This window comes from Bradyrhizobium sp. 138 (assembly GCF_023074075.1).
Classification (GTDB): Bacteria; Pseudomonadota; Alphaproteobacteria; order Rhizobiales; family Xanthobacteraceae; genus Bradyrhizobium.
The window spans coordinates 496,155-520,903 of the sequence record NZ_JADPKT010000003.1 but is presented as its reverse complement, the minus strand read 5'-3'; the positions used below and the strand labels follow the sequence as shown (position 1 = coordinate 520,903).

23 protein-coding genes are annotated in these 24,749 nt (G+C 62.9%); 9 read left to right on the top strand and 14 right to left on the bottom strand.

From position 1 onward, the window contains the following. Nucleotides 1–8 precede the first annotated feature (8 nt). On the bottom strand, nucleotides 9–278 hold the full coding sequence (locus IVA79_RS03430; protein WP_247550363.1) for a BolA family protein: 270 nt from the start codon (nucleotides 276–278) through the stop codon (nucleotides 9–11). Between the two features lie 106 nt (nucleotides 279–384). On the opposite strand from IVA79_RS03430, the gene IVA79_RS03425 reads away from it, so the two are divergent. Further along, the gene (locus tag IVA79_RS03425; RefSeq protein ID WP_247550362.1) at nucleotides 385–1,017 is read left to right on the top strand and encodes a DnaJ domain-containing protein; all 633 of its coding nucleotides are present in this window, start codon (nucleotides 385–387) and stop codon (nucleotides 1,015–1,017) included. A gap of 2 nt (nucleotides 1,018–1,019) precedes the next feature. Here the strand turns inward: IVA79_RS03425 and IVA79_RS03420 are convergent, their stop codons facing one another. Both IVA79_RS03420 and IVA79_RS03415 read right to left on the bottom strand, forming a co-directional pair. Continuing rightward, nucleotides 1,020–2,057, bottom strand: coding sequence for a sensor histidine kinase (locus IVA79_RS03420; protein ID WP_247550361.1), 1,038 nt, complete (start codon nucleotides 2,055–2,057; stop codon nucleotides 1,020–1,022). A 161-nt stretch (nucleotides 2,058–2,218) separates the two neighbouring features. Then, nucleotides 2,219–3,322: a citrate synthase/methylcitrate synthase gene (locus IVA79_RS03415; RefSeq protein WP_247550360.1), complete on the bottom strand. Its 1,104-nt coding sequence runs from the start codon at nucleotides 3,320–3,322 to the stop codon at nucleotides 2,219–2,221. 77 nt (nucleotides 3,323–3,399) lie between these two features. Between IVA79_RS03415 and IVA79_RS03410 the strand changes: the two genes are divergently transcribed. Continuing rightward, complete coding sequence (locus tag IVA79_RS03410; RefSeq protein WP_247550359.1) at nucleotides 3,400–4,614, top strand: citrate synthase family protein; 1,215 nt, start codon at nucleotides 3,400–3,402, stop codon at nucleotides 4,612–4,614. A gap of 297 nt (nucleotides 4,615–4,911) precedes the next feature. Continuing rightward, on the top strand, nucleotides 4,912–6,324 hold the full coding sequence (gene atzF / locus IVA79_RS03405; RefSeq protein ID WP_247550358.1) for an allophanate hydrolase: 1,413 nt from the start codon (nucleotides 4,912–4,914) through the stop codon (nucleotides 6,322–6,324). Here the strand turns inward: atzF and IVA79_RS03400 are convergent. The 5 genes from IVA79_RS03400 to IVA79_RS03380 form a co-directional block, all read right to left on the bottom strand. Then, on the bottom strand, nucleotides 6,321–7,046 hold the full coding sequence (locus IVA79_RS03400) for a Crp/Fnr family transcriptional regulator (protein ID WP_247550357.1): 726 nt from the start codon (nucleotides 7,044–7,046) through the stop codon (nucleotides 6,321–6,323). The two genes, atzF and IVA79_RS03400, sit on opposite strands and share 4 nt — an antisense overlap. A 61-nt stretch (nucleotides 7,047–7,107) precedes the next feature. Beyond that, nucleotides 7,108–7,986, bottom strand: a complete 879-nt coding sequence (locus tag IVA79_RS03395; protein WP_247550356.1) for an ABC transporter ATP-binding protein — start codon at nucleotides 7,984–7,986, stop codon at nucleotides 7,108–7,110. After that, complete coding sequence (locus IVA79_RS03390) at nucleotides 7,974–8,753, bottom strand: ABC transporter permease (protein WP_247550355.1); 780 nt, start codon at nucleotides 8,751–8,753, stop codon at nucleotides 7,974–7,976. Before IVA79_RS03390 ends, IVA79_RS03395 begins: the two co-directional genes overlap by 13 nt. Next, a complete protein-coding gene (locus tag IVA79_RS03385) occupies nucleotides 8,750–9,751 on the bottom strand; it encodes an NrtA/SsuA/CpmA family ABC transporter substrate-binding protein (RefSeq protein WP_247550354.1) in 1,002 nt (333 codons plus the stop codon). Before IVA79_RS03385 ends, IVA79_RS03390 begins: the two co-directional genes overlap by 4 nt. Before the next feature lie 214 nt (nucleotides 9,752–9,965). Beyond that, complete coding sequence (locus IVA79_RS03380; RefSeq protein WP_247550353.1) at nucleotides 9,966–10,622, bottom strand: DedA family protein; 657 nt, start codon at nucleotides 10,620–10,622, stop codon at nucleotides 9,966–9,968. A gap of 296 nt (nucleotides 10,623–10,918) precedes the next feature. Here IVA79_RS03380 and cobS point away from each other — a divergent pair, with 296 nt between their 5' ends. The 5 genes from cobS (at nucleotide 10,919) to IVA79_RS03355 (ending at nucleotide 16,854) form a co-directional block, all read left to right on the top strand. Further along, on the top strand, nucleotides 10,919–11,917 hold the full coding sequence (gene cobS / locus IVA79_RS03375; RefSeq protein WP_247550352.1) for a cobaltochelatase subunit CobS: 999 nt from the start codon (nucleotides 10,919–10,921) through the stop codon (nucleotides 11,915–11,917). A 52-nt stretch (nucleotides 11,918–11,969) separates the two neighbouring features. Then, nucleotides 11,970–13,871, top strand: a complete 1,902-nt coding sequence (cobT, locus tag IVA79_RS03370; protein WP_247550351.1) for a cobaltochelatase subunit CobT — start codon at nucleotides 11,970–11,972, stop codon at nucleotides 13,869–13,871. Continuing rightward, the gene (locus IVA79_RS03365; protein WP_247550350.1) at nucleotides 13,868–14,968 is read left to right on the top strand and encodes an esterase-like activity of phytase family protein; all 1,101 of its coding nucleotides are present in this window, start codon (nucleotides 13,868–13,870) and stop codon (nucleotides 14,966–14,968) included. Before cobT ends, IVA79_RS03365 begins: the two co-directional genes overlap by 4 nt. Before the next feature lie 238 nt (nucleotides 14,969–15,206). After that, nucleotides 15,207–16,319 carry an NADH:flavin oxidoreductase/NADH oxidase gene (locus IVA79_RS03360; protein ID WP_247550349.1) on the top strand — a complete coding sequence of 371 codons (1,113 nt, stop codon included), beginning with the start codon at nucleotides 15,207–15,209 and terminating at the stop codon, nucleotides 16,317–16,319. Nucleotides 16,320–16,446: 127 nt separating this feature from the next. Further along, nucleotides 16,447–16,854, top strand: a complete 408-nt coding sequence (locus tag IVA79_RS03355) for a hypothetical protein (protein WP_247550348.1) — start codon at nucleotides 16,447–16,449, stop codon at nucleotides 16,852–16,854. 230 nt (nucleotides 16,855–17,084) lie between these two features. Here IVA79_RS03355 and IVA79_RS03350 read toward each other — a convergent pair whose 3' ends face one another. The 6 genes from IVA79_RS03350 to rpmB all read right to left on the bottom strand — a co-directional run bounded on the left by IVA79_RS03350 (nucleotide 17,085) and on the right by rpmB (nucleotide 23,308). Beyond that, nucleotides 17,085–17,330, bottom strand: a complete 246-nt coding sequence (locus IVA79_RS03350) for a PilZ domain-containing protein (RefSeq protein ID WP_247550347.1) — start codon at nucleotides 17,328–17,330, stop codon at nucleotides 17,085–17,087. 452 nt (nucleotides 17,331–17,782) lie between these two features. Then, on the bottom strand, nucleotides 17,783–19,120 hold the full coding sequence (locus IVA79_RS03345) for a DUF2235 domain-containing protein (RefSeq protein ID WP_247550346.1): 1,338 nt from the start codon (nucleotides 19,118–19,120) through the stop codon (nucleotides 17,783–17,785). A gap of 93 nt (nucleotides 19,121–19,213) precedes the next feature. Beyond that, the gene (locus IVA79_RS03340; protein ID WP_247550345.1) at nucleotides 19,214–19,573 is read right to left on the bottom strand and encodes a 3'-5' exonuclease; all 360 of its coding nucleotides are present in this window, start codon (nucleotides 19,571–19,573) and stop codon (nucleotides 19,214–19,216) included. A 332-nt stretch (nucleotides 19,574–19,905) separates the two neighbouring features. Continuing rightward, nucleotides 19,906–21,051 carry an ATP-dependent helicase gene (locus tag IVA79_RS03335; RefSeq protein WP_247550564.1) on the bottom strand — a complete coding sequence of 382 codons (1,146 nt, stop codon included), beginning with the start codon at nucleotides 21,049–21,051 and terminating at the stop codon, nucleotides 19,906–19,908. Beyond that, nucleotides 20,993–22,801, bottom strand: a complete 1,809-nt coding sequence (locus IVA79_RS03330) for an AAA family ATPase (RefSeq protein ID WP_247550344.1) — start codon at nucleotides 22,799–22,801, stop codon at nucleotides 20,993–20,995. Before IVA79_RS03330 ends, IVA79_RS03335 begins: the two co-directional genes overlap by 59 nt. Before the next feature lie 195 nt (nucleotides 22,802–22,996). After that, the gene (gene rpmB, locus IVA79_RS03325) at nucleotides 22,997–23,308 is read right to left on the bottom strand and encodes a 50S ribosomal protein L28 (RefSeq protein WP_247550343.1); all 312 of its coding nucleotides are present in this window, start codon (nucleotides 23,306–23,308) and stop codon (nucleotides 22,997–22,999) included. 467 nt (nucleotides 23,309–23,775) lie between these two features. On the opposite strand from rpmB, the gene IVA79_RS03320 reads away from it, so the two are divergent. Next, entirely contained in the window at nucleotides 23,776–24,585 is an 810-nt protein-coding gene (locus IVA79_RS03320; protein ID WP_247550562.1) for a DUF3108 domain-containing protein, read from the top strand. Nucleotides 24,586–24,749: the final 164 nt, after the last annotated feature.

The following is a 24,749-nucleotide window of genomic DNA, read 5'->3' as shown; positions in this document are numbered from 1 at the left end:
AGCGAAGATCATCCTTCCCCCGGCGCCCTGGCCTGGATCGCCAGCGCGTGCACGCCGCCTGAGAGTTCCGCGGCCAGCGCCGAATTTATCATGCGATGGCGGTCGACCCGGCTCTTCCCTTTGAAGGCGGCAGATACGATATACACACGGAAGTGCGTCTCGCCGCTCGGCCGATGGCCGGCGTGGCCCTCATGCAAATGTGACTCGTCGACGACTTGCAGGCTTTCCGGCGTGAAAGCTTCCTGCAACCTGTTGCTGATAGTGTCGCGCATAGCCATGTTGTGCCAATCGGGTGTAGAGATCACGGCCCGTTATTTGCCGGGTTTGCAGCGAATTGCAATGTCAAGACTTGAAGGTTTTTGCATTGCGTAGTCAAAGTCAGCCATGCCGATCGATTCATCAAAGTTCTTCGACTCCATCCGCGTGAAGCCGCGGGGCAAGCAGCCGGAAGTGAAGCCGCGCGACACCGCGGTCGCTTGCGAGTGGGCCGGGTGTCAGAACAAGGGCGCGCATCGCGCGCCCAAGGGCCGCGAGAACCAGCGCGAGTACTGGCATTTCTGCCTGGACCATGTGCGCGAGTACAACCAGAACTACAATTTCTTCTCCGGCATGAACGCCGATGCGGTCGCGCGCTACCAGAAGGATGCGCTGACCGGCCACCGTCCGACCTGGAAGATGGGCGCCAATGGCGGCAAGAAGGGCGCGGAAGCCGAGATCGACATGGCATCCGATCCGTTCAGCATGTTCAGCGAGATCAACGGCCGCGCCAGCTGGCGGAAGGGGCCGGAGGCCGAGCCCAAGGCCGAGACGCGCAAGGTGATGAACGCCGAGCGCAAGGCGCTCCAGGTCATGGGCCTCGGCCCCAGTGCCACACTCGCGGACGTCAAGAGCAAGTACAAGGCCCTGGTGAAACAGCACCATCCCGACGCCAATGGCGGCGATCGCTCCACCGAAGACCGCCTGATCGAGATCATCAAGGCGTACAATTATCTGAAGACGGTGGTGCGGGAAGCGTAAGCCTACGCCTCCGGGAAGGACAGTTCGCAAACCAGCCCTTCCGGCCTCCACTGCCGGGTCACGCGTCCCCGCAAGGTCCGGATGATGCCGTCGACCGCGCCGATGCCGAAGCCCTTGCGCGTCGGTGGCTCGTTGACCCGCGGACCGCCGCGCTCCGACCAGCGCAGCACGAGAGGCTCCGCGTCGGTGGTCTCCCAGTGGATGTTCAGCCTGCCCGACTGTGTCGACAGCGCGCCGTATTTGGCAGCGTTGGTCGCCAGCTCGTGCACGGCGACGGCGATCGATTGGGCGAGCGTGGCCGGCAGACGGATGTCGTCGCCAGCGATGCTGATGCGTTCACCGTCTCCGCTTGTGTAGGGCCGCAGCTCCTCTTCGACGATCGTCTTCAGACTGGCACCGGTCCAGCGCGACGCCGAGAACAGCCGCTGCACGTTGGCAAGCGCGCTGAGCCGGCCTTGAAACGCGGCCTGGAATTCCGCGGCGGTCTCGGCCTTCGTCAGCCGCAGCATCGCCTGGGTCACCGCGAGCAGATTGTTCGAACGATGATCCACCTCATAGGCGAGGAGCATCATTCGCTGTTCGGCCTGCTTGCGGGCCGTGATGTCGACCAGCATGTTCACGGCGCCAAACAGTCTACCATGTTCGTCGCGAAGCGGCGTCGGATAGGGCATGAAGCAGATCCGGGAGCCGTCCGGCCGTTCGGCCACAGCCTCGACATCGCGCACCGGCCGGTTCTGCTTCAGCGCGATGGCCATGGGGCACTCATCGTGCGGAAGCGGCGTGCCGTCGGGCAGATAGAGCTTCCATGTCACGCACCACATCTCGCCGACCTTCGGCGTGCGTCCGGCAAAATCGATGCAGGCTTGATTGAAGAAGGTGATGCGGCCTTCTGCGTCGGTCGTGTAGATCGCGGCCGGCAGCGCCTGGAGCAAGTCCTGGAATCGCCTCTCGGAATCCGCACCGGCAGCGCTCCTGCTCGCTGCCTGCCTGGCGATCTCCCCGATCCTGGCCTCGTCAGATTGTCCAAGCAAGTCCAGCATCGCGTTCCTTTGCGGGAGCCAGATCATGCAATTCGCTGCGCGCAAATACGTTCCAAGGTGCAGATCAGGGATGACGGATCGTCATCAATCCAAAGAGACAGTTCAGGACTTCGCCCGCACGACAGCGGAGTGGAGCTCCGCTGTCGTCGTTCTCTTAGTCCTTAGTCGCATGAGGCCTGCGGCATGGCCCCGACATAGGACGAACTCGGGCGGATCAATCGTCCCGTGCGCTGTTGCTCGCGCGCATGCGCGGTCCATCCCGCAGCGCGCGCCATTGCGAAGACCGGCGTGAACGCCTGGCGCGGGATCGCCAGCGCATCGAGCAGGATCGCCGTGAAGAACTCGACATTGGTCTCCAGCGGCCGCTCCGGATTCTTCTTGCGCAGCGCGCTGCGGATATAGGCTTCGACCTCGCCGGCAAAGGGCAGGCCCGCGCCATCGGCCGACAGCCGCTCGATCGCAGCCTTCAGCACGTCGGCGCGCGGATCGCGCACGCGATAGACGCGATGGCCGAAGCCCATCAACCGCTCGCCGCGGGCCAGTGCCGCGTCCACCCATGGCTGGATCCGCTCGCTCGCGCCGATCGCGTCCAACATCTCCAGCACCGGCTCCGGCGCACCGCCATGCAGAGGGCCGGTCAGGGCGCAATAGCCGGCGGTGACGGCAGCGAACAGATCGGCCTGCGTCGAGGCCACCACGCGCGTGGTGAAGGTCGAGGCATTCATGCCGTGATCGCAGACCGTGACGAAATAGGCATCGAGCGCCGCGACCTCGCGCGGCTCGGGCGAGGCGCCACGCAACATCTGCAACGTGTCGGCGGCATGGCTCGCATTGGCATCAGGTGCGACCGGCTCCAGCCCCTTGGCGCGGCGGACCAGCGCGCCCGCGATCACCGGAAACGCACCGACGATGGTCGCCTCATGCTCCAGCCCGTTCTCCGCGCGAAGCCCCGCGACCGCCGCGCGAAACCCCTCGACGATGCCCATGCCGCGTGTCGCCGGCAGCAGATCCGGCAGGCGTGCGAAGGCGCGCTCGCGCGCCGCGCCCAGGCTTGCCCGCACATTTGCTTCGCTGAGGCCAGTCTTGCCGGCGCCGTTCCAGAGCCGGGCGGTGGCGCCCTCGAAGCTCGACTGGCTCGCCAGCCGGCCGACATGCTCGCCTGCAATGATGAGCTCGCCGCGCTCGCCATCGACATGGCTCAGCACGGTTTCGGCCGCGGGAACGCCGTCCAGCCCGATCTGGCTTTTAGTGAGGTGGATGTTCATGGCCCAATCTCCTGTTCACGGAGGACACAAGGTCAGGCCTCTCGACACATTGATCAATCTTGATTACATAAATCAATATGAAAAATTCGGCGCTCTATCTGTCTGCCCAGGAGGCCGCGGCCGAGCTCGCGATCTCGCCAGCCACCCTCTACGCCTATGTCAGCCGCGGCCTCATCCGCTCCGAGCCGACGCCGGATTCGCGGAAGAACCGCTATCGGGCCGAGGATGTCCGCGCGCTCAAGGAGCGCCGCGTGCCGTCGCCGGAGCCGCGGGGCCTGCGCAGCTTCGACGCCGATCTGCCTGTCATGGACACCGAGATCTCGACCATCACCGAGGAGGGCGCAATCTATCGCGGCGTCAACTGCGTCGATCTCTCCGAGAACGGCACGCTGGAGCACGCGGCGACGTTGCTGTGGGACGTCTCCGGGGTCGATCCGTTCGATCAGGACAATCAACCCGAGATATCCGAGGAGATGCGCGCGATCGGGCAAGCGGCGCGGCGGGCAGCGCCGATCGACCGCGCCATTGCCGTGCTGGCGCTGGCCGCAAGCGCCGACCCCCGCGCCTTCACCCGGGCGCCCGACGGCCGCGCCATGGTTGGCGCGCGCATCGTCCGCCTGCTGGTGGCGACCATGCTCAATGCCGAGCCCTCGGCCGCGCCGCTGCATGAGGACATCGCGAGGGCCTGGGCGGCGGACAACAAGCACGCGCCCGATTTGATCCGCCGCGCGCTGGTTCTGCTCGCCGATCACGAGCTGAACGCCTCGACCTTCACCGCGCGCTGCGCGGCCTCGACCGGCCTCAACCTCTATGATGCCGTGATCGCCGGTCTCGCCGCGTTGAAAGGGCCGCAGCATGGCGGCGCCGGCGTGCTGGCCTCGCAGCTCGTCAAGACGCTGGTCGATCGCGACGTCGAGCCGATGGTGCGCGAGCGCGTCGCGCTTGGCGAGCGTTTTGCCGGCTTCGGCCATGGCGTCTACAAGCGCGGCGATCCCCGCGCGCAATCGCTGCTCAATGCGCTGTCGCGCGCCGGCGCACCGCGAAAGTTCACCCGCGAGGTGCCGGAGCGGATCGCGGAGGCAACCGGCGAGTTCGTCAACATCGACTATGCGCTCGCCGTGCTCGTGCACGCCCTGCGCCTGCCCGCCGGCAGCGAGCTCGCTCTGTTCGCGATGGCCCGCAGCGTCGGCTGGATCGCGCACGCCAGCGAGCAATTGCAGTTCGGCAAGCTGATCAGGCCACGAGCCCGGTACGTCGGGCCGGCGCCGGGGCGGCGGGCCGGCGTTTCTTAACGTCCCTCGGTTGCGGGAAGAGCTATCGCATATGAGAGCTTTTCGCCGCGACCATCCTTCGAGACGCGCTCCTTTAGAGCGCTCCTCAGGATGAGGACGGAGTGCGTGGCAGCAGTTTCAACGGGCACCGACGCCGATTAGCCTCATCCTGAGAAGACCGCGAAGCGGTCATCTCGAAGGACGAGGCGTGCGCGCAGGCAATGCAGTTCACCGCAACAGGCGAAGCGCTTAATTGCTTTCCGTGTCGTCGCCCCCCGGGCAGGCTCGCGGCATCTTCGATCGCCTCCGGAGCCATTCGTGTCGCAAGCCGCCCTACCCAGCCGAAGCCGCGCCCTTCGCACCTCCGCCGAAATCGCTTCGGCCATCGCAACCGCTTATGAGCGTATCGAACGCGACCGACACCGCAACTGCTGGATCTATGTGAGGCCGATGCGGGAGGCGCTGGCGGAAGCCGAAGCTCTCGCACGACGCAGCGCGCAAGGCGAAGTTCTGCCGCTCCTTGGTGTGCCTTTCGGGGTGAAGGACAACATCGACGTGGCGGGCATGCCTACGACGGCGGCCTGTCCCTCATTCGCCTATGTTGCCGAGCGATCCGCCCGGTGCGTCGAGCGCCTGGCCGCAGCGGGTGCAATCTGCCTCGGCAAGACCAATCTGGATCAGTTCGCCACCGGACTCTCCGGGGCCCGGTCACCGTATGGCGTTTGTCCGAGTGCCGCCGACGATCGCTATGTCTCGGGCGGGTCGAGCTCGGGCTCGGCTGTCGCCGTCGCCTCCGGCCATATTGCCTTTTCACTCGGAACCGACACCGGCGGCTCGGGCCGGATACCGGCTGGCTTCAATGGCATCGTTGGAATCAAGCCGACGGTCGGGTTTGTCTCATCCCGCGGGCTCCTCCCGAACTGCCCGACGCTGGATTGCCCATCGATCTTCTGCAATTCCGCCGCCGAGGGCAAGCTGCTGCTGGGGCTCGTCGAGGGCTTCGACGACGAAGACCCCTACAGCCGTCAAGCGCCCGACCTTGTGTCTGCTTTTCCCAACAAATTCCGCTTCGGACGTATTTCCGCGCCTCAGCTGAACTCATTCGGCATGCCCGAATGCGACGCTCTCTACGAACAGGCATGCGAGAGGCTCGCGGGGTTGGGCGGCCACGCCATCGAGATCGACTTCACCCCTTTCGCCGAGGGGGGCGAAATGCTGTTTTCGGGGCCCTGGATCGCTGAACGCCATGCGGCGATCAGCACCCTCATCGATATCGATCATGGTGGATTGCTGGAGGTCACGCGCAAAGTCCTGGATTCGGCGTCGCACTTCGCCGCGACAGATGCATTCGCGGCGCAGCACCGTCTCCTGAAGCTGCGGCGGCAGGTCCAGCTACTCTTCAAGCAGATGGATGTCCTCGTAGTACCTACCGCACCGCGTCCCTTCACGATTGCTGACATGCTGGAGGACCCTGTCACGCTCAACAGCCGTCTCGGCTACTACTCCTATTTTGCCAACCTTCTGGACTTGTGCGCGGTGGCGCTTCCCAATGCCACGCTCTCAACGGGCATGCCCATGGGCATCACCTTGTTGGCAGCCCCATGGCACGACCATGCCCTGCTGGACTTTGCCGCGAGATGGCAACCGGACGACGGCGGCGCCCTCTTCGATCTGAAAGTCTACTCACCTGCCGCCAAATCTGGAGCTTCGCCTGATCTCATCGCGCTCTAGACCAGTTCGAGATCGAGCGCGCGCAAATTCAGGATGACGATCAGTCCTCTGTCGTAGCGGATGACGCCTCTTGCCTGCAGCCGCGAAAGCTGCACCGTCACCCACTGCCGTGTCGCTCCGATCAGGTTGGCGAGATCGCCATGGGTGAACGGAATGCCGATCACGATCTCGCGGCCATGCGGCGATCCGTAGATCTTGGAGAGAAAGATGAGCAGACGCTGCAAGCGCTCGGTCACTGACCGCGTGCCGAGCATCTGCGCCATGGCCGAGTAGCACCTTGCCTTGAACGCCAGCGCATCCAGAAGCGCAACCGCGATGGTGGCCGACTGGAGCGCAAGGTCGCGCAGCGCAGGGCCGGGCAGGAACAGCAGCCGGCTGCGCTCAATTGCAACCGAGGACCACATATGCGCTCCGGCCCCGAACAGGTCCGGCCCGCCGACGAAATTGCCGGCGAACCAGTACGCGAGCGTCACCTCACGACCGGAGGGTGCTGCATAATAGCTGCGGATCCGGCCCGACTCGATCAGATAGATGCCACTCTGGGTGTCGCCCTGGCGCCAGACATGCTTGCCGGTTTCCAGAACCTCCTGACGACCAATGGCAAGGACGCGACGCCGGTCCGCCTCGCATAAGGGATCGAGCAAACCCGGCAACGAACTGACCAGAGTATCCGACTCGGCCAGCATGACCCCGGCCGTGGTCCTGAGAGTTGTCGCTGACATCTGCCCGCTCCGTGGTAGCCGGAGCAGAACTATTCAAGAGCCATGCCAGCCCACACTATGGCTAGGTGGCTGTTTCCATTTGCTCGAACGCCTTGCGGCCTTCGGTCCGGATCAGATCGAGGCAATCCCGCTTGAGGGCGAGATAGGCGGGATCGGTCAGGATCGCGCTGGAGCGCGGGCGCGGGAGGTTCACGCAGAGATCCCGCAGGATACGACCGGGGCCGGCGCTCATGATCAGCACCCGATCCGACAGGAGAATGGCTTCGTCGATATCGTGCGTGACAAAAACGATCGTGGCATTGATCCGGTCGCGAAGTTCGAGAAGGTTGTCTTGCATCACCGCGCGGGTCTGCGCGTCCAGAGCGCCGAACGGCTCGTCCATGAGCAGGACACGCGGCTGGTTCGCGAGGGCGCGAGCAATCGCCACGCGCTGCTGCATGCCGCCTGAAAGCGTATGCGGATAGGCGCTCGCGAATCTCGTCAGCCCGATCATTTCAATCAGATCGTCGGCGATCCGCAGCGCTTCCGTTTTGGACTTGCCGAGTGCGCGTGGGCCGTGAGCGACGTTACGGCGCACCGATTTCCACGGGAAGAGATGCGGCTGCTGGAAGACCATCCCGACATCCGGTCGGCGTCCCAGCATCGGCCCGCCAGCCACCATCACCTGGCCTTCGAACGGCCGTTCGAGGCCTGCCATCGCATTCAACAGCGTAGACTTGCCGCAGCCCGACGGGCCCACGAGCGAGACGAATTCGCCCGACATGACGTCCAGGGACACCCGGTCCACCGCAATGATTTGGCCGCGTTGCGCATCGAAGACGATGCTCAAATCTTCGACGCGGATGATCGGTTGAGGTGTTGCCGATGAAGGTGCGGGCGGAGCATCCACGAGCCGGAGCGGTGAGGTCGGACGGAGCGGGTTGTGCATCATCGCCACCATACCGCCCGTTCGGCAATCGCCGCGAAGGAGCGATCGGCCACGAATGAGAGCAGTCCGAGCGCCGCCAGCCCTCCCATGACCTGTCCGGTCTGCATGTTCTGTTGCGCGATCTCGATCCGGTAGACGATGCCGGCAAACGCGCCCGCCAGCTCGGCGGCGACGAGGGTGTAAAAGGAGATACTTACCGCCGTGCGCAGGCCGACGACGATGTAGGGAAGCGCGCCCAAGAGGACGATCTCCGACAGCATCTGTCGGCGCGGCGTGCCGAGCATCAGCGCGGCACGAATGAGGCCGCGATCGACCTTATGTACGCCGATATGGGTTGCGAGCCACACCGTGAAGAACACGCCCCAGACGACCAGGAACAGTTTGCCAGTCTCGGACAGCCCAAACCAGAGGATCACGATCGGCACGAAGGCGATTGGCGGGATCGGGCGTAGAATATGGAACAAGGGGGAGAGCAGGCTCGAGACCAGCCGGAATTCGCCGGTCAGGACGCCGAGCACGATCCCAGCGGTGGCACCAATCGCAAATCCAGCCGTGACGCGGAAGAGGCTCGCTGAAAGGTCGCCGAAAAACTGTCCGCTGTGGATCCAGTCGAGCACGGCGACAGCGACCGTCGAAGGCGGCGGAAACAGCACCGCGTTGACGATGCGTGATCGCGCAACCAATTCCCACAGGCCGACAAAGGCCGGCACGGAGAGCGCGCCGACCAGCACGCTCAGGCGCCGGGCCGCGTTGGCACGGGCGCGTCCGCCGGCGCTCATGGATTGGCCGACAGCGTCACGCGCGCGCCATCAAGCGTTTTCAGCGGCGCCGTCACGATGACCTTCGCGAAATCGGGCATCCCCGCGCCGGGCGGATGATTGCCGGTCTCGAGGCGCCAGGCGGCGTGCGTCTTCAGCGTCTCGAGCAGCTTGTCGTCGAGGCGCACGTGATAGATGTAGTCCGACCAGATCGCCGCAAGCTCGTCGCGCTTCATGCCCGACGCCGTGGCGACAATGTCGATCGCTTCATTCGGATGAGCCTTGACCCAGCCCTCGGCTTCAATGAGGGCGGCCAGGAATTTGCTGACGACCGCCGGATTTGCCTCCAGATATGGCCGCGTCACGACGATGTTGAAGGTCTCCGAATAGATTCCCTTGGTGTCGAGCAGGACGGCACCCTCGCCGAGAGCCTTCTTTGCATTCGCGACATGCGGCTCCCAAGTGTCGAACGCATCGATGCTCCCCGCCGCCAGGGCCGGAAGCATCTCCTGCGGGCGAAGATTGACCAGCGTAACGTCCTTGGCGGTCAGTCCCGCCGCTTTCAACAGAGAAGCGGTGTAGACCTCGCTGCCCGTGCCGGCCGTGAAGCCAATACGCTTACCGCGCAAATCGGCTTTCGTTCTGATCGCGGCGGAGGCGGCCGTCATCGTCTTCAGATCGGAATATTCCATCCCGGCGACGAAGGCGATCGGTTGCTGGGCCATTGCGGCCGCCGTGACCGGAGCCTCCGCGGTCGTTGCGATATCCGCTCCGCCACCCATCACCGTGTCGAGGCACTGCTTTCCGCTCGTGAAATTCGAGACGGAGATATCGAGTCCCTGCTTGGCGAACAGGCCGTTCGCCTTGGCGACAATCGCCAGGCCCGAAATCGGCGCGAGATTCTGCGCAAGCCGTGCCTTCAGCACATCTTCGGCTTTGGCCGCGGAGCCGGGATTGAGGACAGCCGCACACGCGGAGATCGCGAGCAAGGCCATGTGGAGAGCTGTCTTCGAGCGCATGCAACGACCCCCAAATCGTGTCGGCGGCCGCAACGGCCCGCCTGTGATTGGACGAGGGTCATCCGAAGGCGAGGGGTCGTGAAGCAATTAATCGACAACGGAGTTCGCTGACCCGTTTTTGCGCATCGTGGATGCCCGGTGGACTGCAATTTGAGCAGCGGAGAGCTCGGTCCGCCCGCCTCTTGTGCGGCGCCAGCCCGGCTCGCTCAGGTCGCTAGGCCCGCGGCTTCGCCGCGACACGGCCGCCGTTCCGCCGGCGATAGATCCACACCGCCGCGCCCGCAACGATCGCGACACCAACCACGGCGAGGATCCAGATGTGCTTGCCGACATGCCCATGGTGAGGCAGCCCGGCATATTCATGCAATGCCGACACGGCCAGCACGCCGGGCAACACATGGGCCGGCGCCCACAGCAAAATCGCCGGGATGTTCACCACATAGAACTTTGCCGGCGCCATGCCGAGCGCGCCTGATGTCACCGGCACGAAGGCGCGGATCGGGGGCACGAAGCGGGCGAAGAACACGGCCCAGGTGCCGAAGCGATGGAAGAAATTCTCGCTCTGCGCGACCACGCGCGGATAATTGGTCAGCGGCCAGGTGGTGAGGATCTCGCGCTGCCGCCGGTGCCCGATCCAATAGGCCGATCCGTCGCCGAGCACGGCGCCAAGGGCAGCGGCAAGCAGCACCCATGGCAGCGCCAGCTCGCCGCCCGGAACCAGGGCGCTGAGTGCCAGGATGATGGTCGAGCCGGGGATCACCGAGCCCACCACCGGCACCGCTTCCAGCAGCGCCGCCAGGAACAGGGTCAGATAGGCCAGCCACGGATGGGCCGAGACGAAGGCGATGAGGGGATCGAGGAAGGATGTCACGTCGACTTTCGTATCGGCGATGGACCTGCGGAGGACCCTACCTAGTTAAGGATGGGCGGTAAAAGTGCCATTCGCGTAGGCAGGGCCGCCGGTCGCGACCGAAATTCGAGCGTGATTCGCAAGGCAGCCCTCCAAAAACTGCGTTCCTTGCCTATCTAAATGAAAACACAATGGAACTTTGATTGGCGGCCGGGCTTCTGCCGGCCACTTGTCTCTGATAGGTTGATTTTCAGCACCCAGCCGCAGCCAACGTGCGAATAACCGGTTTCGGGACCGCCCGGGACCTCGGAGGATTGATGACGACCGCCGCTCTGTCCAAAGTTGAGGAAGTTTCCGGTCAGCCCGACATGAAGGTGTCGGTGCGCCAGGTGTTCGGGATCGACAGCGATCTCGAAGTCCCGGCCTATTCCGAAGTCGATCCTCACGTGCCCGAAGTCGATTCCGATTACCGCTTCGACCGCGCCACCACGCTCGCCATTCTCGCCGGCTTTGCCCGCAACCGCCGCGTGATGGTGACCGGCTATCACGGCACCGGCAAATCCACCCACATCGAGCAGGTCGCGGCCCGCCTGAACTGGCCCTGCGTGCGCGTCAACCTCGACAGCCACATCAGCCGTATCGACCTCGTCGGCAAGGACTCCATCGTGGTCCGCGACGGCAAGCAGGTCACCGAATTCCGCGACGGCATCTTGCCCTGGGCGCTGCAGAACAACGTCGCGCTGGTGTTCGACGAATACGACGCCGGCCGCCCGGACGTGATGTTCGTGATCCAGCGCGTGCTGGAGGTCTCCGGACGCCTGACGCTGCTCGACCAGAACAAGGTGATCAAGCCGCATCCGGCGTTCCGGCTGTTCGCCACGGCGAATACGGTCGGCCTCGGCGACACCTCGGGCCTCTATCACGGCACCCAGCAGATCAACCAGGGCCAGATGGACCGCTGGTCGATCGTCACCACGCTGAACTATCTCAGCCATGACGAGGAAGTGGAGATCGTGCTGGCCAAGGCCAAGCACTATCGCACCGGTGAAGGCCGCGACATCGTCAACAAGATGGTGCGCCTTGCCGATCTCACCCGTAACGCCTTCGCCAACGGCGATCTGTCGACGGTGATGAGCCCGCGCACGGTGATCACCTGGGCCGAGAACGCCGACATCTTCGGCGATATCGGCTTCGCCTTCCGGGTCACCTTCCTCAACAAGTGCGACGAGCTCGAGCGTCCCCTGGTCGCCGAGTTCTACCAGCGCTGCTTCAACGCGGAGCTGCCGGAATCGGCAGTCAACGTGGCGCTCAGCTGATTCCTCCCGGTGTGTCGTCCCGGCCTTCGCCGGGACGACGGATCAAGGTGACATGACCACCTCCAACTCCAAATTCCGCAATACCAAGGAAGCACCGACCGAGCCGTTCAAGCGCTCGGTCGCTTCCTGCCTGAAGGCGATCGCCAAGACGCCGGAGCTCGACGTCTCCTTCGCCGCCGAGCGTCCCGGCCTTGCGCCCGGCAAGGCGCGGCTGCCTGAGCCGGCGCGCAAGATGACCAAGCGCGATGCGGCGATCGTGCGCGGCCACGCCGATTCCATCGCGCTCAAGATCGCCTGTCACGATGCCAAGCTGCATCGCAAGCTGATGCCCGGCAATCCGCAGGCGCGCGGCGTGTTCGAGGCGGTGGAGCAGGCTCGCGTCGAGGCGATCGGCGCGCGCCGCATGGCGGGCGTTGCCAAAAACCTCACCGCGATGCTCGACGATCATTTCCATCGCGGCAAGTTCGACGAGATCACCGACCGCGCCGACGCGCCGCTGGCGGATGCGCTGGCGATGCTGGTGCGCGAGCGCCTCACCGGCATGGCGCCGCCGACCGCGGCGAAGAAGATGGTCGATCTCTGGCGTCCGATCCTCGAAGACAAGATCGGCAAGCGGCTCGACCGGCTCGATGGCCTGGTCGAGGACCAGACCCGGTTCGGCGATGCCGTGCATGACCTCCTCACCGCGCTCGAGCTCGGCGACGAACGCAACGCCGATAGCGAAGACGATGACGACAACGACGAGAACCAGGACGGCGACAACGACCAGTCCGGCGCCGAAGGCTCGCCCGATTCAGACGCCGCCCAGGAGATGAGCGCCGACCAGGCGCAGGCGAGCTCGGAAGAGATGAGCGAGAGCGCGATGGAAAGCGCGCAGGCCTCGACCTCCGACACTTTCGACGACGGCGAGCTCGGCGACGACGAGACGCCGGGCGAGGCGACGCGTCCGAACGCGCACGGCAGGAACGAGCCGCGCGGGCCGGAATATCACGCCTTCGCGCCGAAATTCGACGAGGTCATTGCCGCCGAGGACCTCTGCGACCATGACGAGCTGGAGCGCCTGCGCGCCTATCTCGACAAGCAGCTGGCGCATCTGCAAGGCATCGTCGCCCGTCTCGCCAACCGGCTGCAGCGCCGCCTGATGGCGCAGCAGAACCGCGCCTGGGAGTTCGATCTCGAAGAGGGAATTCTCGACCCGGCGCGGCTGTCGCGCGTCGTCACCGATCCCTATCACCCGCTGTCCTTCATGCACGAGAAGGAGGCGACCTTCCGCGACACCGTGGTGACGCTGCTGCTCGACAATTCCGGCTCGATGCGCGGACGCCCGATCACGGTCGCGGCGACCTGCGCCGACATCCTCGCCCGCACGCTGGAGCGTTGCGGCGTCAAGGTTGAAATCCTCGGCTTCACCACGCGCGCCTGGAAAGGTGGCCAGTCCCGCGAAGCCTGGCTTGCCGCCGGCAAGCCGGCCAATCCCGGCCGCCTCAACGATCTCCGCCACATCATCTACAAATCCGCCGACGCCCCCTGGCGCCGTGCGCGGAAAAATCTCGGGCTGATGATGCGCGAGGGTCTGCTCAAGGAGAACATCGACGGCGAGGCGCTGGACTGGGCGCACAAGCGCCTGCTGGGGAGGGCCGAGCAGCGCAAGATCCTGATGATGATCTCGGACGGCGCGCCTGTCGACGATTCCACGCTGTCGGTCAATCCGGGCAATTATCTCGAGCGGCATCTGCGCCACATCATCGAGGAGATCGAGACCCGCTCGCCGGTCGAGCTGATCGCGATCGGCATCGGCCATGACGTGACGCGTTATTATCGCCGCGCGGTGACGATCGTGGATGCCGAAGAGCTCGGCGGCGCCATCACCGAGAAGCTCGCCGAGCTCTTCAGCGAGACCAACACCGCACCCACGCAAGCGGCCGGTCGCCCGCGACGCAAATTGCATTCGTGAGCACGCATTCATCCCGCCGCAGCTTTCTTCGGTGCGCTGCGGCGGGATTCTCCACTCTCGCAGCCTCTCGTTTCGCGCTGGCGCAAGCCGCGGCCGAGCCGCCGCCAAGAACAGCTCAAGTTGCGCTTCAGAACGAGCGCGCCGTCATCGAGCCCGTCAGCATCGAGGTCAACGCGCGCGCCATTCCCAATTTCGAGCCGCGCGACCGCACGCGCACGCGGTTCGGCTCGCTGGAGTATCGCAGCGGTCTGGTGCTGACCTCGCCCTTTCGCGGCTTCGGCGGCTTGTCCGGCATCCGGCTCGATGCCAGGGGCGAGCGCTTCCTCGCGGTCTCCGACCAGGGCGGCTGGTTCACCGGCCGCATCCGCTACGCCAGTGGCAAGATGGCCGGCCTCGACGACGTCGAGGCCGCGCCGCTGTTAGGTGCGGAGGGGCGGCCGATCACGGAAAAGCGGCTGTGGTGGGATTCGGAATCGGTCGCGCGCGACGGCAACCTGGTCTATGTCGGGCTCGAGCGCGTCAACCAGATCCTGCGCTACGATTTCTCCAAAGGCGGCACGCGCGCGCGCGGCGAGGTGATGCCGGTGCCTCCGGGCGTGCGCAAGCTGCCGTCCAACAAGGGGCTGGAGGCGCTGGTTGTCGTGCCCAAGGACAAGGGCAAAGACCAGAACATGCCGCTGGCGGGCACTTTGATCGCCTTCTCCGAGCGCGGGCTGGATGCCGACGGCAACCTCACAGCCTTCCTGATCGGCGGGCCCACGCCCGGCCAGTTCAGCGTGCGCCGCATCGAGAAATACGACATCAGCGATGCCGTGCTGCTGCCCTCCGGCGAGCTCCTGATCCTCGAGCGCAAATTCTCCTGGTTCACCGGCGTCAACATCCGCATCCGCTCGATCCCGCTGAAGGGAATCGCGCCCGGCGCGCTGGTCGACGGCCCCGCGCTGTTCGTCGCCGATCTCGGCCACGAGATCGACAACATGGAAGGCATCGACGCCCACGTCACCGCCGACGGCGAGACCGTGCTGACGCTGATTTCGGACGACAATTTCTCGATGCTGCAGCGGACCCTGCTGCTGCAGTTCACGTTGGCGGAGTAGGGGCCGGCTCTCTGCCCGTCATTGCGAGGAGCCCTTGCGACGAAGCAATCCAGACTGCCTCCGCGGAAAGATTCTGGATTGCTTCGCTGTGCTCGCAATGACGATGCGGAGGCAGGCTCGCGCCAAGCCGACACCGCAATGCGTGGCGCCACTACCGGCCATTCCCCGCACGCAACTAGCAATCCGCGCATCCCTCACTACACTCCCATCACCTCTCATCCCTCCGGAACCTCCCCGCATGTCCGTCCTGTTTTCCCCGATCAAGCTGCGCGGCCTGACGCTACCGAACCGCCTCGTGGTGTCGCCGATGTGCCAGTATTCGGCCGATGACGGCGTCGCCACTGACTGGCACTTCACCCACATCAACAATCTCAGCCTGTCGGGCGCGGCGATGTTCTGCATCGAGGCGACCCATGTCGAGGCGATCGGCCGCATCACGCCGGGCTGTCTCGGGCTCTACAGCGATGCCTGCGAGGCCGCCTTGATGCCGATCCTCGCCTCGGTGCGCAAGCATTCCTCCACGGCCATCGCGATGCAGCTTGCGCACGCCGGCCGGAAAGCGTCGAGCGCGCGGCCCTGGGACGGCGGCCAGCTGATTCCGATCGAGCAGGGCGGCTGGCAGACCGTGGCGCCGTCGGCGCTGCCGCACAAGGAGGGCGAGGCCGCCCCGCTGGCGCTGGATGCCGCGGGCCTCAAGCGCATCCGCGAGGCCTTCGTCGACAGCGCAAAGCGCGCCGCGCGGCTCGGCATCGACGCCATCGAGGTTCATGGCGCGCACGGCTATCTCATGCATCAATTCCTGTCGCCGATCTCCAACAGGCGCACCGACGAATATGGCGGCAGCTTAGAGAACCGCATGCGCTTTCCGCTCGAAGTATTTGACGCCGTGCGCGCTGTCTTCCCACACGACAAGCCCGTGGGCATGCGGGTGTCGTCGACCGACTGGGTCGAGGGCGGCTGGGATCTGAGGCAAACGATCGAATTCGCGCGCGCGCTGAAGGCGCGCGGCGTCGACTGGATCGATGCCTCCTCCGGCGGCGTCTCGCCGCTGCAGAAAATCCCGCTCGGCCCCGGCTATCAGGTGCAGTTCGCCGACGCGATCCGTCGCGAGACGGGACTTGCCACCATCGCCGTCGGCCTGATCACGGACGCCAAGCAGGCGGAAGAGATCGTCAGAAGCGGCAAGGCCGACATGGTCGCGCTCGCCCGCGGCATGCTCTACGACCCGCGCTGGGCCTGGCACGCCGCCGCCGAACTCGGCGGCGAGGTCGAGGCTCCCCCGCAATATTGGCGCTCGCAGCCACAGGCGCAGAAGGCGCTGTTCGGCAGGACCACGTTCGGCGCGCGGTGAGGGTGCGCGCGTGTGGCGCGACCTTTGCGCCCCTCACCCCCTCACGCATCCGTAACTCTCCTCACCTTCCACCTCCCGCAAAACTGGCCTAACCTCCGTCCCGTCAACTCCGCAACGGAGGCCCGCCATGCGTTTTCGTGTTCGCAAAACGGCTCACCTCTTCGAGCGCGTCGGCCTTGCGATGGCGGGTGCCGCGTGCGGTCTGTTCGTCGGCGCTTACGTCGGATCGGCGATCCCGCAACTCACCACGCAGGGTTTTCTGCTCTTGATGATGCTGCTCGGCTTCATCGGCTTCTATCTCGGCATCGACACGCCGCAAATGCCGTTCGACGCCGCGCACAGCCAGATCGACGCCGCCGAATTCATGAGCTCCGCCGGCACGCTCTGCGCCACGCTCACCGCCTTCGTCTCCGTCCTCGTCATCGTGCTCCGCCTCGATCCGCACGCGGGCTGGACCTGGCTCGTCTTCGTCGGCTGGATCCTCGGCGTCGTCATGCAGATCGTCGCCGGCGCAAAGGCCAGGATGCGGAAGTAAGAATCTTACCCGCAACGGAGCAAGCGCCTCGTCCTTCGAGACGACCGCTTCGCGGTCTCCTCAGGATGAGGCTTCGCGGCATTGGGGGGCTTTGAAATTGCTGCCGCGTACTCCGCCCTCATCCTGAGGGCCCGCCGAAGGCGGGCGTCTCGAAGGATGCGCTGCGAGGAAGCTGATCTAAAACGCGATTGCCCCGCTCCGACGGAGGCTGAGCGAGCAGCGCCCGCCCCCTAAAACACCACGCCCACCCGCGTGCCGCGCTTCCAGGCGATGCGGCAGCGTTTCTTGGTGTTGACGTGCAGCAGCTCGAATCTGTCGGGGATGTTCACCTGGCCGCCGAGATCGACGCAGGCCCCGCCCGGCGAATAGTCGATCAGCGTGCAGTTGATGACCGGCGCGCGCGCGTCGGTGATGATCTTGGCCTGGCGCGACACCAGTCCTGCGGGCTTCACGCGGGCATATTTGCGCGGATACATTGGCACTCTCCTCCAATTCCGCAGGTTTCGCGGCGGGTTCGCGGCGATGATGGAACGCAGATGATGCGATCCGGCTAAGGCGGGCCGGAGAATTTTAATGAAAAGTAGCAGCGAAAGCAGAAAGCGGCGGTAGCGGGGTGGGGGAGGAGGAAGGAAGTCGCATCCAGCCTCCGCTGTCGTCCCTGGCTAGTGCGCAATTGCGCACGGGGCGCAGGGACCCATACCGCGTGATCTCTCGGTTGTGGGCGGTAGCAGTACCGAACAACGAGTCTTCGCCAAACCGCCGCCTGTGGTTATGGGTCCCTGCTTTCGCAGGGACGACAGCTGCGCGTGTTGCGCGAGCCTGCCTCCACTCCGTCATTGCGAGCGCAGCGAAGCAATCCAGAAATGTATCCGCGGCGGCAGTGTGGATTGCTTCGTCGCAAGAGCTCCTCGCAATGACGAGCCCCCGCTCACCCCGTCACGATCTCCTCCGCCTCAGCCTCGGCGCCGGCATGCGGCCCCACCGGCATTGGCACCGTCACATACTGCTTCGGCATGTTCACCGGCCGGTAATCCGGCTCCACCGCCATCCGCTTCAACACGCTCTCATGCACATGCGCGCCTTCGGGGATGACGCGCGGCTCGCAATCGGGGATGTAGAAGCCGAAAAACACCTTCCGCTCCGGCCACTCCCGGTACTTCGCACTCTTCGGCAGATATTCCAGCAGACGCCAGCCCGCCGTCATGGAATCGTGCAGCACGCCCGTCTTCCCCGTGTAGGCGGGCTCGACATATTGAAACGGCGAGTTCTTGCGCTGGATGCCGAAGGCGAGCTGCTTCACGGTCGCCGGGTTGAAGTTCAGCCCCGCCTTCTCCGCCTCCGCGATCATCCAGATCAGCGGATATTTCGAGTCCCCGCTTTGCGCCTCCGGATAGCCGCCGCCGACGTCGCTGTGCACGCCGGCGAACCACACCTGCAGAATGTCCTGCGGCACTTTCTTCTCGTCAGGCACGTAGCGGTTGCTCCAGAACTCCTGCGGCTCCCGGTATTGCTTCAGGCGGAACATGCAGCGCCGCTCGTCGATCGCGATCGCCTGCCGGAAGGTCTTGACGCTGGGGTTGCGCAGCGTGAAGGCGAGCTCCTCCAGGCTCGGCCAGAACAGCCGGTCGGCGCGGGGCACGATCACGCTCGCCACACTGTCCCACACGCCGATGAAGTGGATGGTCGGCCAGCGCGTCGAGGTGATGCGCGCGAACTGGGCGGCGAGATCGAATGCGTTCTTCGGCAGCGGCCCCTGGTCGTCGAACGCGACGCTCTCGACATCCTCGATGTCGTTGCCGCGCCCGGTGCCGGAATATTGCTTGTAGGCGATAAGGCCCGAGCCGGCGAGATTCGCCTGCTCCGGCGAGATCAGGCCGATCTTGTGAATGAGCCCCGCCAGCACGCGCACCGTGTAAGCCCCGCGCGAAAAACCGAACAGATAGATGCGGTCGCCGGGCGCGTAATGCTGAACCAGGAAGCAATAGGCCGAGAGCACGTTGGCATCCAGCCCATAGCCGGTGGCGAGCCCCAGCACCAGATTGATATTGGCTTTCAAGCGGTGCCACGTCGTCGGCTCCGTCACCGTGCCGACCCCGGGATCGTAAAACACCATCTGCCGCGGGTGCGTCTTGTCCGTCTTGCGCAGGCAGCGATAGAGCTTCAGGACGTTGGAGATGTTCTCCGAGATCTCGTTGCCGGTCCCGTCACAGCAGATGACGAGGTTTTTGGAGGAGGGGTGGGGGGCGGTTGTGGCTGCGTGGTCCATGGGATGCGCCTCGGGGGGGATGCTACCGGGGCGAGTATAGCGGAAAATGGGAAGACGCTGAGAAGGAAATCGGCCAAACAGGCGCAATGTCGACTATGTCCCGTCTGCCTCTTTCAACCGTTTGTCGACCTCAACGACAAAAGGAGAAGGATTTCCCTTTGAATATACTAGGTGAAGCTCTGATTTTGCTCTTGTAAAACCGACGTAGAACAATCGGCGAGCTTCGAGGATTTGTTGAGGCCCGGCCGACTTTCTGGGGACGCGTCCTTGGTCCATACCAAAAAGAATGACGAGATCAAACTCGCGGCCCTTTGCACTGTGCAAAGTGGAAAGATTGACTCGATCAGTGCCTAAGCCGACACCAGAGAATTCAGCCAAAGTCATCGTGGTAAGGTCGCCGCCGCTGGACACCCTCTCCACAAATTTAAGTAGCCCATCGAAATCGTCATCCATTGTTCTGCTGCTCTTTACGAGTTGGTCAATGAATTCTGATCGTAGCAACATTAGCCAATCATGCAGCGCCGCATTCTCATCTCTCTGCTTCCAAAGGGTCGCTATCAGTTTAGTAAGAAAGTCACTACGAGCATGTTCGCCGTTCAATGCTTCCGAAAATAAGCGTGAGCCCTCTCGAGAGAGCCGTTGGAAGCTTGGCGAACCCGTTTTCCAACCTTGACAGCACCAAGTTGCACAAGACTCCAGCCAACGCATTAAGCGATTGCCGCGAGGATAGGGTGCGTTTTGGTCGGTTCTTACCGTTTCAAATCCGTACTTTGCCGCCGCATCATTCACAGCGTTGCCAATAAACGCTGCCGAATATAGAATTGCAATCTCACCAAGCTGAAGTTCGGGATCGCGCTTTTGTGCGGCTGGAATAATTTCTGAGAAGATACTATCTGCCTGTTCGACAAGGCTACCTGCAAAAGGGTGAAAATAGATAGTACCTTTTGGCGCGGTCTTCGGAGCTTCGTAGTCTCTCTTTCTCCAAGCGCGTAAGCAGACGCTGTCACGATGGATGATCCACACCGGTAGTTTAACCGCAATTGAAACGTTTCGACATCCTTCCGCTCCGACAGTTGCTTTAACATGGTTGGGTTGGCGCCCGTAAAACCGTATATGGACTGGTCGGCATCGCCAACTGCGAATAGCCTGATGCCAACTTTGAAGCACAGCCCGAGTACCATTCGGTGTAGGGCTGAACCTAAATCTTGGTATTCGTCGACTGCTAAAATCGGATACTTCGCAAGAATTGCTCGTTGGAGCCACTCGTGTTTCAATGCCTTCACAGCAAGTAGAGGCATGTCGTCGAAATCGATCAAGTTGGCCTTGCGCAGCTGGGCTTCGTATTCTTCGATGAGCCGGGCCGTCTGTGCCTTCGCTTCCCACTCCGGCGACTCTCGGTCCAGCACAGAACGCCGGTGTACCGCCATCGGCAGATCCCAATCGGATGGTTTGTCTCGTCCGTTGATGACCTTGTAATATGCGCGTTCAAGAGCCGCAGCCCTCTGCTTAGTAGTCGCGACTTTGAAGTTGTCTGGAAGGCCGAGCTTTGCGCTTTTGGCGTAGGGTAAAACGATCTGAGTTAGCGAGAATGAATGCACCGTTCCAATAAATACGCGACCGCTAGGCTCAATACCGAGCTGGGATAGCCGTCGTTCTAATTCTCCCGCGCATTCGTTGTTATAAGTGATGCAAGCGACTCCACGAGGTTCAAAAACGTCCTCGGACAGCATTCGAGCCAATTTTAGAGTTAGGGTCTTTGTCTTCCCGCTACCTGGCCCAGCCAGTAACACGCAGTGTCCCTTGGATTCATACGCGTGCCATTGCCCCTCATTGTCTCGAAGGTCATTCGCGGCCTTTATATAGAGCCTTCGGTCATACACGTTGGGCGACGTACTTAATTGCTCTTGAGATGTAGCCGGGGGGATTAGCATCGCCAACTCGGCTCGCTAAGCGTTGTGCAAATCGTCCCTTACCAATGCGCTCAATCATCGTCAGATATTCAGCTTGATCGAGGCCGTCTGAATCTTTCGCCCATTCGTCGACTAGCGCTTTCTTTTTCTTGCTTAATCCCGATTCAATCAATGTCTCGATGATGAGCGGCTTGATTGCTTTTACCTTGAACAAGTCGACTTCAAGCGTATTGCCTCCAGTGAAGATACCTATTTTGTCCCATTCGTCGCTCATCTTGTTGTAGGCCCCATCGAGAGCCGCGATTGACTTAGTCAATTTTTCTGCTGCTTCAGTTCCTTCGTTTGCAGCGTGGATTAGTTTCGTGAGCTTCATGGCGCGATTGTAGCCGAGAGGGCGCTTCTGTTCTTCGTCTTCGATTGGGTCCCAATCCGTGATGACCGCGAATGGTATGCGCAGTCCGGTCAGAAGCTTAGCGTACGGCTCAAAGTTGGTGCCCGACACGGAACAAACTGAGATGCCAAGATGGTCCAATGAGATCTTCAGCTTCTTGGCGAAAGCTGGCACGAGATACTCCTCTGCAGGGCCCTCTACTAGGATAACGCCGCGCGCGAAAAGCATTTCGGCGCGTGTCACATCAAGGTACCGTGTTAGATCCTCTTCCTCTGTGTCATTCAAGCCAAGAGCTGCAGTCGACATGCCGACAGTCCCTTTGCTTGAGTCCCTCAATAAAAGAATTGACCTCAAAGGAGAGATACTTGCGATGTGTGGCGAATGCGTCGTCAGAAAAATTGATAGGTTGATCTCGTCGTCGTCGTCGGTCTTTTGAAAGAGGTGCCGGTAGACCGATCTCTGTAGGTGAGGATGCAGGTGAGCTTCTGGTTCTTCAATGGCGAGAAATGTGTGGTTGCGGCGCCCTTCATTGATCAGGCTTTGTAGTTCGAGGGTCTTTAGGGTTAGAAAAAGCAGGTTGGCCGATCCAAGGCTTGCTTCGCTTATGGTGCGGAGCCCATCGTCTATTAGCAGCCGTATGCTTCGGTGAAGTCTGCTTACATCGGTGGCAGTGAATCCCAGCGTGGGCTTGGCATTTTGCTTCGGGCCGGTCATCGACAGAGATAGCGACTGTATTTGGCTTGCGAGTGCTTTGACTTCGTCGAGGTCGCCAATTGCAGCTGTAGCTGTCTCGATTGATTTTCCAATCTTAGCCAATTCGCCCGTTTCAACTCCGCTGAAAGCTTTCTCAATAAGAGGGCGGAGCGGGGAACGTCGCCAAATAGCTAAGTCACCCTCGGCATCGCGTAATGCTGGTAGCAAGTCCATGCAAAGACGTCGCCGTAAATCATGGCCAAAATTCTTTGCCTCATCTTCACCGCCGAAACAGATGTATTCGAAGTCGCTTTCTGTTTTCGGATCATCTTCTAGATCCGATCGAGGACGAAACTGGTACGTTAGCCGCGCGGTCTCCGGCTCATCATCTAGACGAAAATCCGTCAAAAGCGCGTTGACCTTCAGGTCGCTCTCGAAGTCCTCAACCTCGACCAAGATCGTTATCACTTGGCCTGTGTAAACTCCTCCAAGGCCATCCCAAAAGTCGGATAGGCCAAGCTGACGCGCACTGTCTGGAAGCGTAGGGTCAAATAGGAGGCGCAACGCGTAGATGAGGTTTGTCTTGCCGACGCGGTTTTCTCCGACGACAACGACATTGCGCCGCAGCTCGACATCGAGCTTGGAAAAGTTCCGGAAATTTTCAATTCTAATTCGCGACAGGTACAAATGCTCGCTCCGCAAGCTTAACGTTCAAGTCTCGGCTAGCTCAACCTTCTGCCACAATAGCCATTCTTTTACGGTTTGTGAGGTCCCATCAAACAAAAACGGCCGGATCTTCCGATCCGGCCGCAACGCAAAACTCTACTGGCTAAGCCTACGCCACGCGACGCAACTTAGCCCCCGCCCTAATGGTAAAACTTCTTAGCTGGCCTTCTTCGCCGGCGCGGTCGACGGGCCGACCTTCTTCTGGATGGCGCGCTTCAGCTCGAGGGCGCGCGGCGACAGCGCGTCGGCGTTGGCCTTGAGCAGGAAGGCGTCCAAGCCGCCATTGTGGTCGACGCTCTTCACCGCGTTGGTGGAGACGCGCAGGCGCACGTTGCGCTCGAGGGCTTCCGAGATGAACGTCACGTTGACGAGGTTCGGCAGGAAGCGGCGCTTGGTCTTGATGTTGGAGTGGCTGACCTTGTGGCCGACGAGGGGGCCCTTGGCCGTCAGTTCGCAGCGGCGAGACATGGCATCAATCCTTATCCTAAACCCCCAACGATTTGCGGCCGCCATTCTGGGCGCCACGGGGGCGAATTCTCTGTCCTTGCAGGGAGCGGGCGGACGTATAGGGGGGAAGGGGCCTTGCGTCAAGGTTTTGGGCGCGGATTCGAGGCCGTTGAGTTGCTTGGCGCGCCAGAGCTTGAGTGAAGGCGGCAAGCCGGGGCATGACAGCGAAGGGCAGGCGAGGCTTGCAGCCCGCGGCACCCTTCCAATCACCAAAACGGCAATGTTTGTCGCGCCTTACCATCACATAAAGGGCGTATTCGCGCTTGAAGAGTCCGGTGGAGTTCCCGGCTTCAGGTGCCCGGACACATTGTTTGCCGCGGTTTTTGGCTTAAGTAACAGCCATCGCGCCCCGATTGGAATGTTTCGTGCTCATAACGCCCTTTTCTGCGCCAAAACAGCGCTCAGTCCGCCCGCGCTTGGCCGGCTGGCTGGCGGCGTTTTGCGGGCTGGCGTTGGCGTGGAGCGCGGCGCCGGCGGCCGCGCAGGGCAAGCTCGAAGCGCAATATGAGGCCTCGCTGGCGGGCATTCCCGTCGGCAAGGGCGGCTGGAACATCGACATCCAGGACGACGTGTTCTCGGCGGCGGCCGCGGGCGGCACCTCGGGGCTTCTAAAGTCGTTCACGGGCGGGTCCGGCACCGGCGCTTCACAGGGCCGCGTCGTCGGCGGCGCGCTGGTTGCGACCGGCTACCAGGCCTCCACCACCACCCAGAAGAAGACCGAAGAGATCCGCATCACGCTCGACAAGGGCAATGTGAAGGATTTTGCCATTCTGCCGGAGCCGCCGGTCGACCCTGATCGTATCGTCGTCACCGACGCGCATCGCCGCGGCGTCTGGGACCCCATGACGGCCTCGATGCTGCGCGTGCCCGGCACCGGCGATCCCGTTTCGCCTGAAGCCTGCCACAGCGCGGCGCCCGTGTTCGATGGCCGCATGCGCTACGATCTCAAGCTCGATTTCAAGCGCATGGAGACCGTGAAGGCGGAGAAGGGCTACAAGGGCCCGGTCGTGGTCTGCGCGCTCTATTTCGTACCTGTGGCGGGCTACATCCCCGACCGCCCCGTGATCAAATACCTCGCCGCCCAGCGCAACATCGAGATCGCGTTCGCGCCGGTGGCGGGCACCCGCATCCTGGTCCCGTTCTGGCTGAAGGTGCCGACGCCGCTCGGACCTGCCATGCTGGAAGCGACCAGCTTCATCACCACGCCCCAGCCGCCAAGGGTGGCGAAGACGCAGTAGGGCGGTAGCGGCGCGTCGTAGCCCGGATGGAGCGTAGCGCAATCCGGGATTCTCGCCCGCGGCTCCCCGTATTCCGCTCCGCTCTATACGGGCTACGGTCTGGCTTCCGGGCGCGAATGAAATACTTCGCTATTTCAACCACATCCCTACTGTGCATGGGGTTG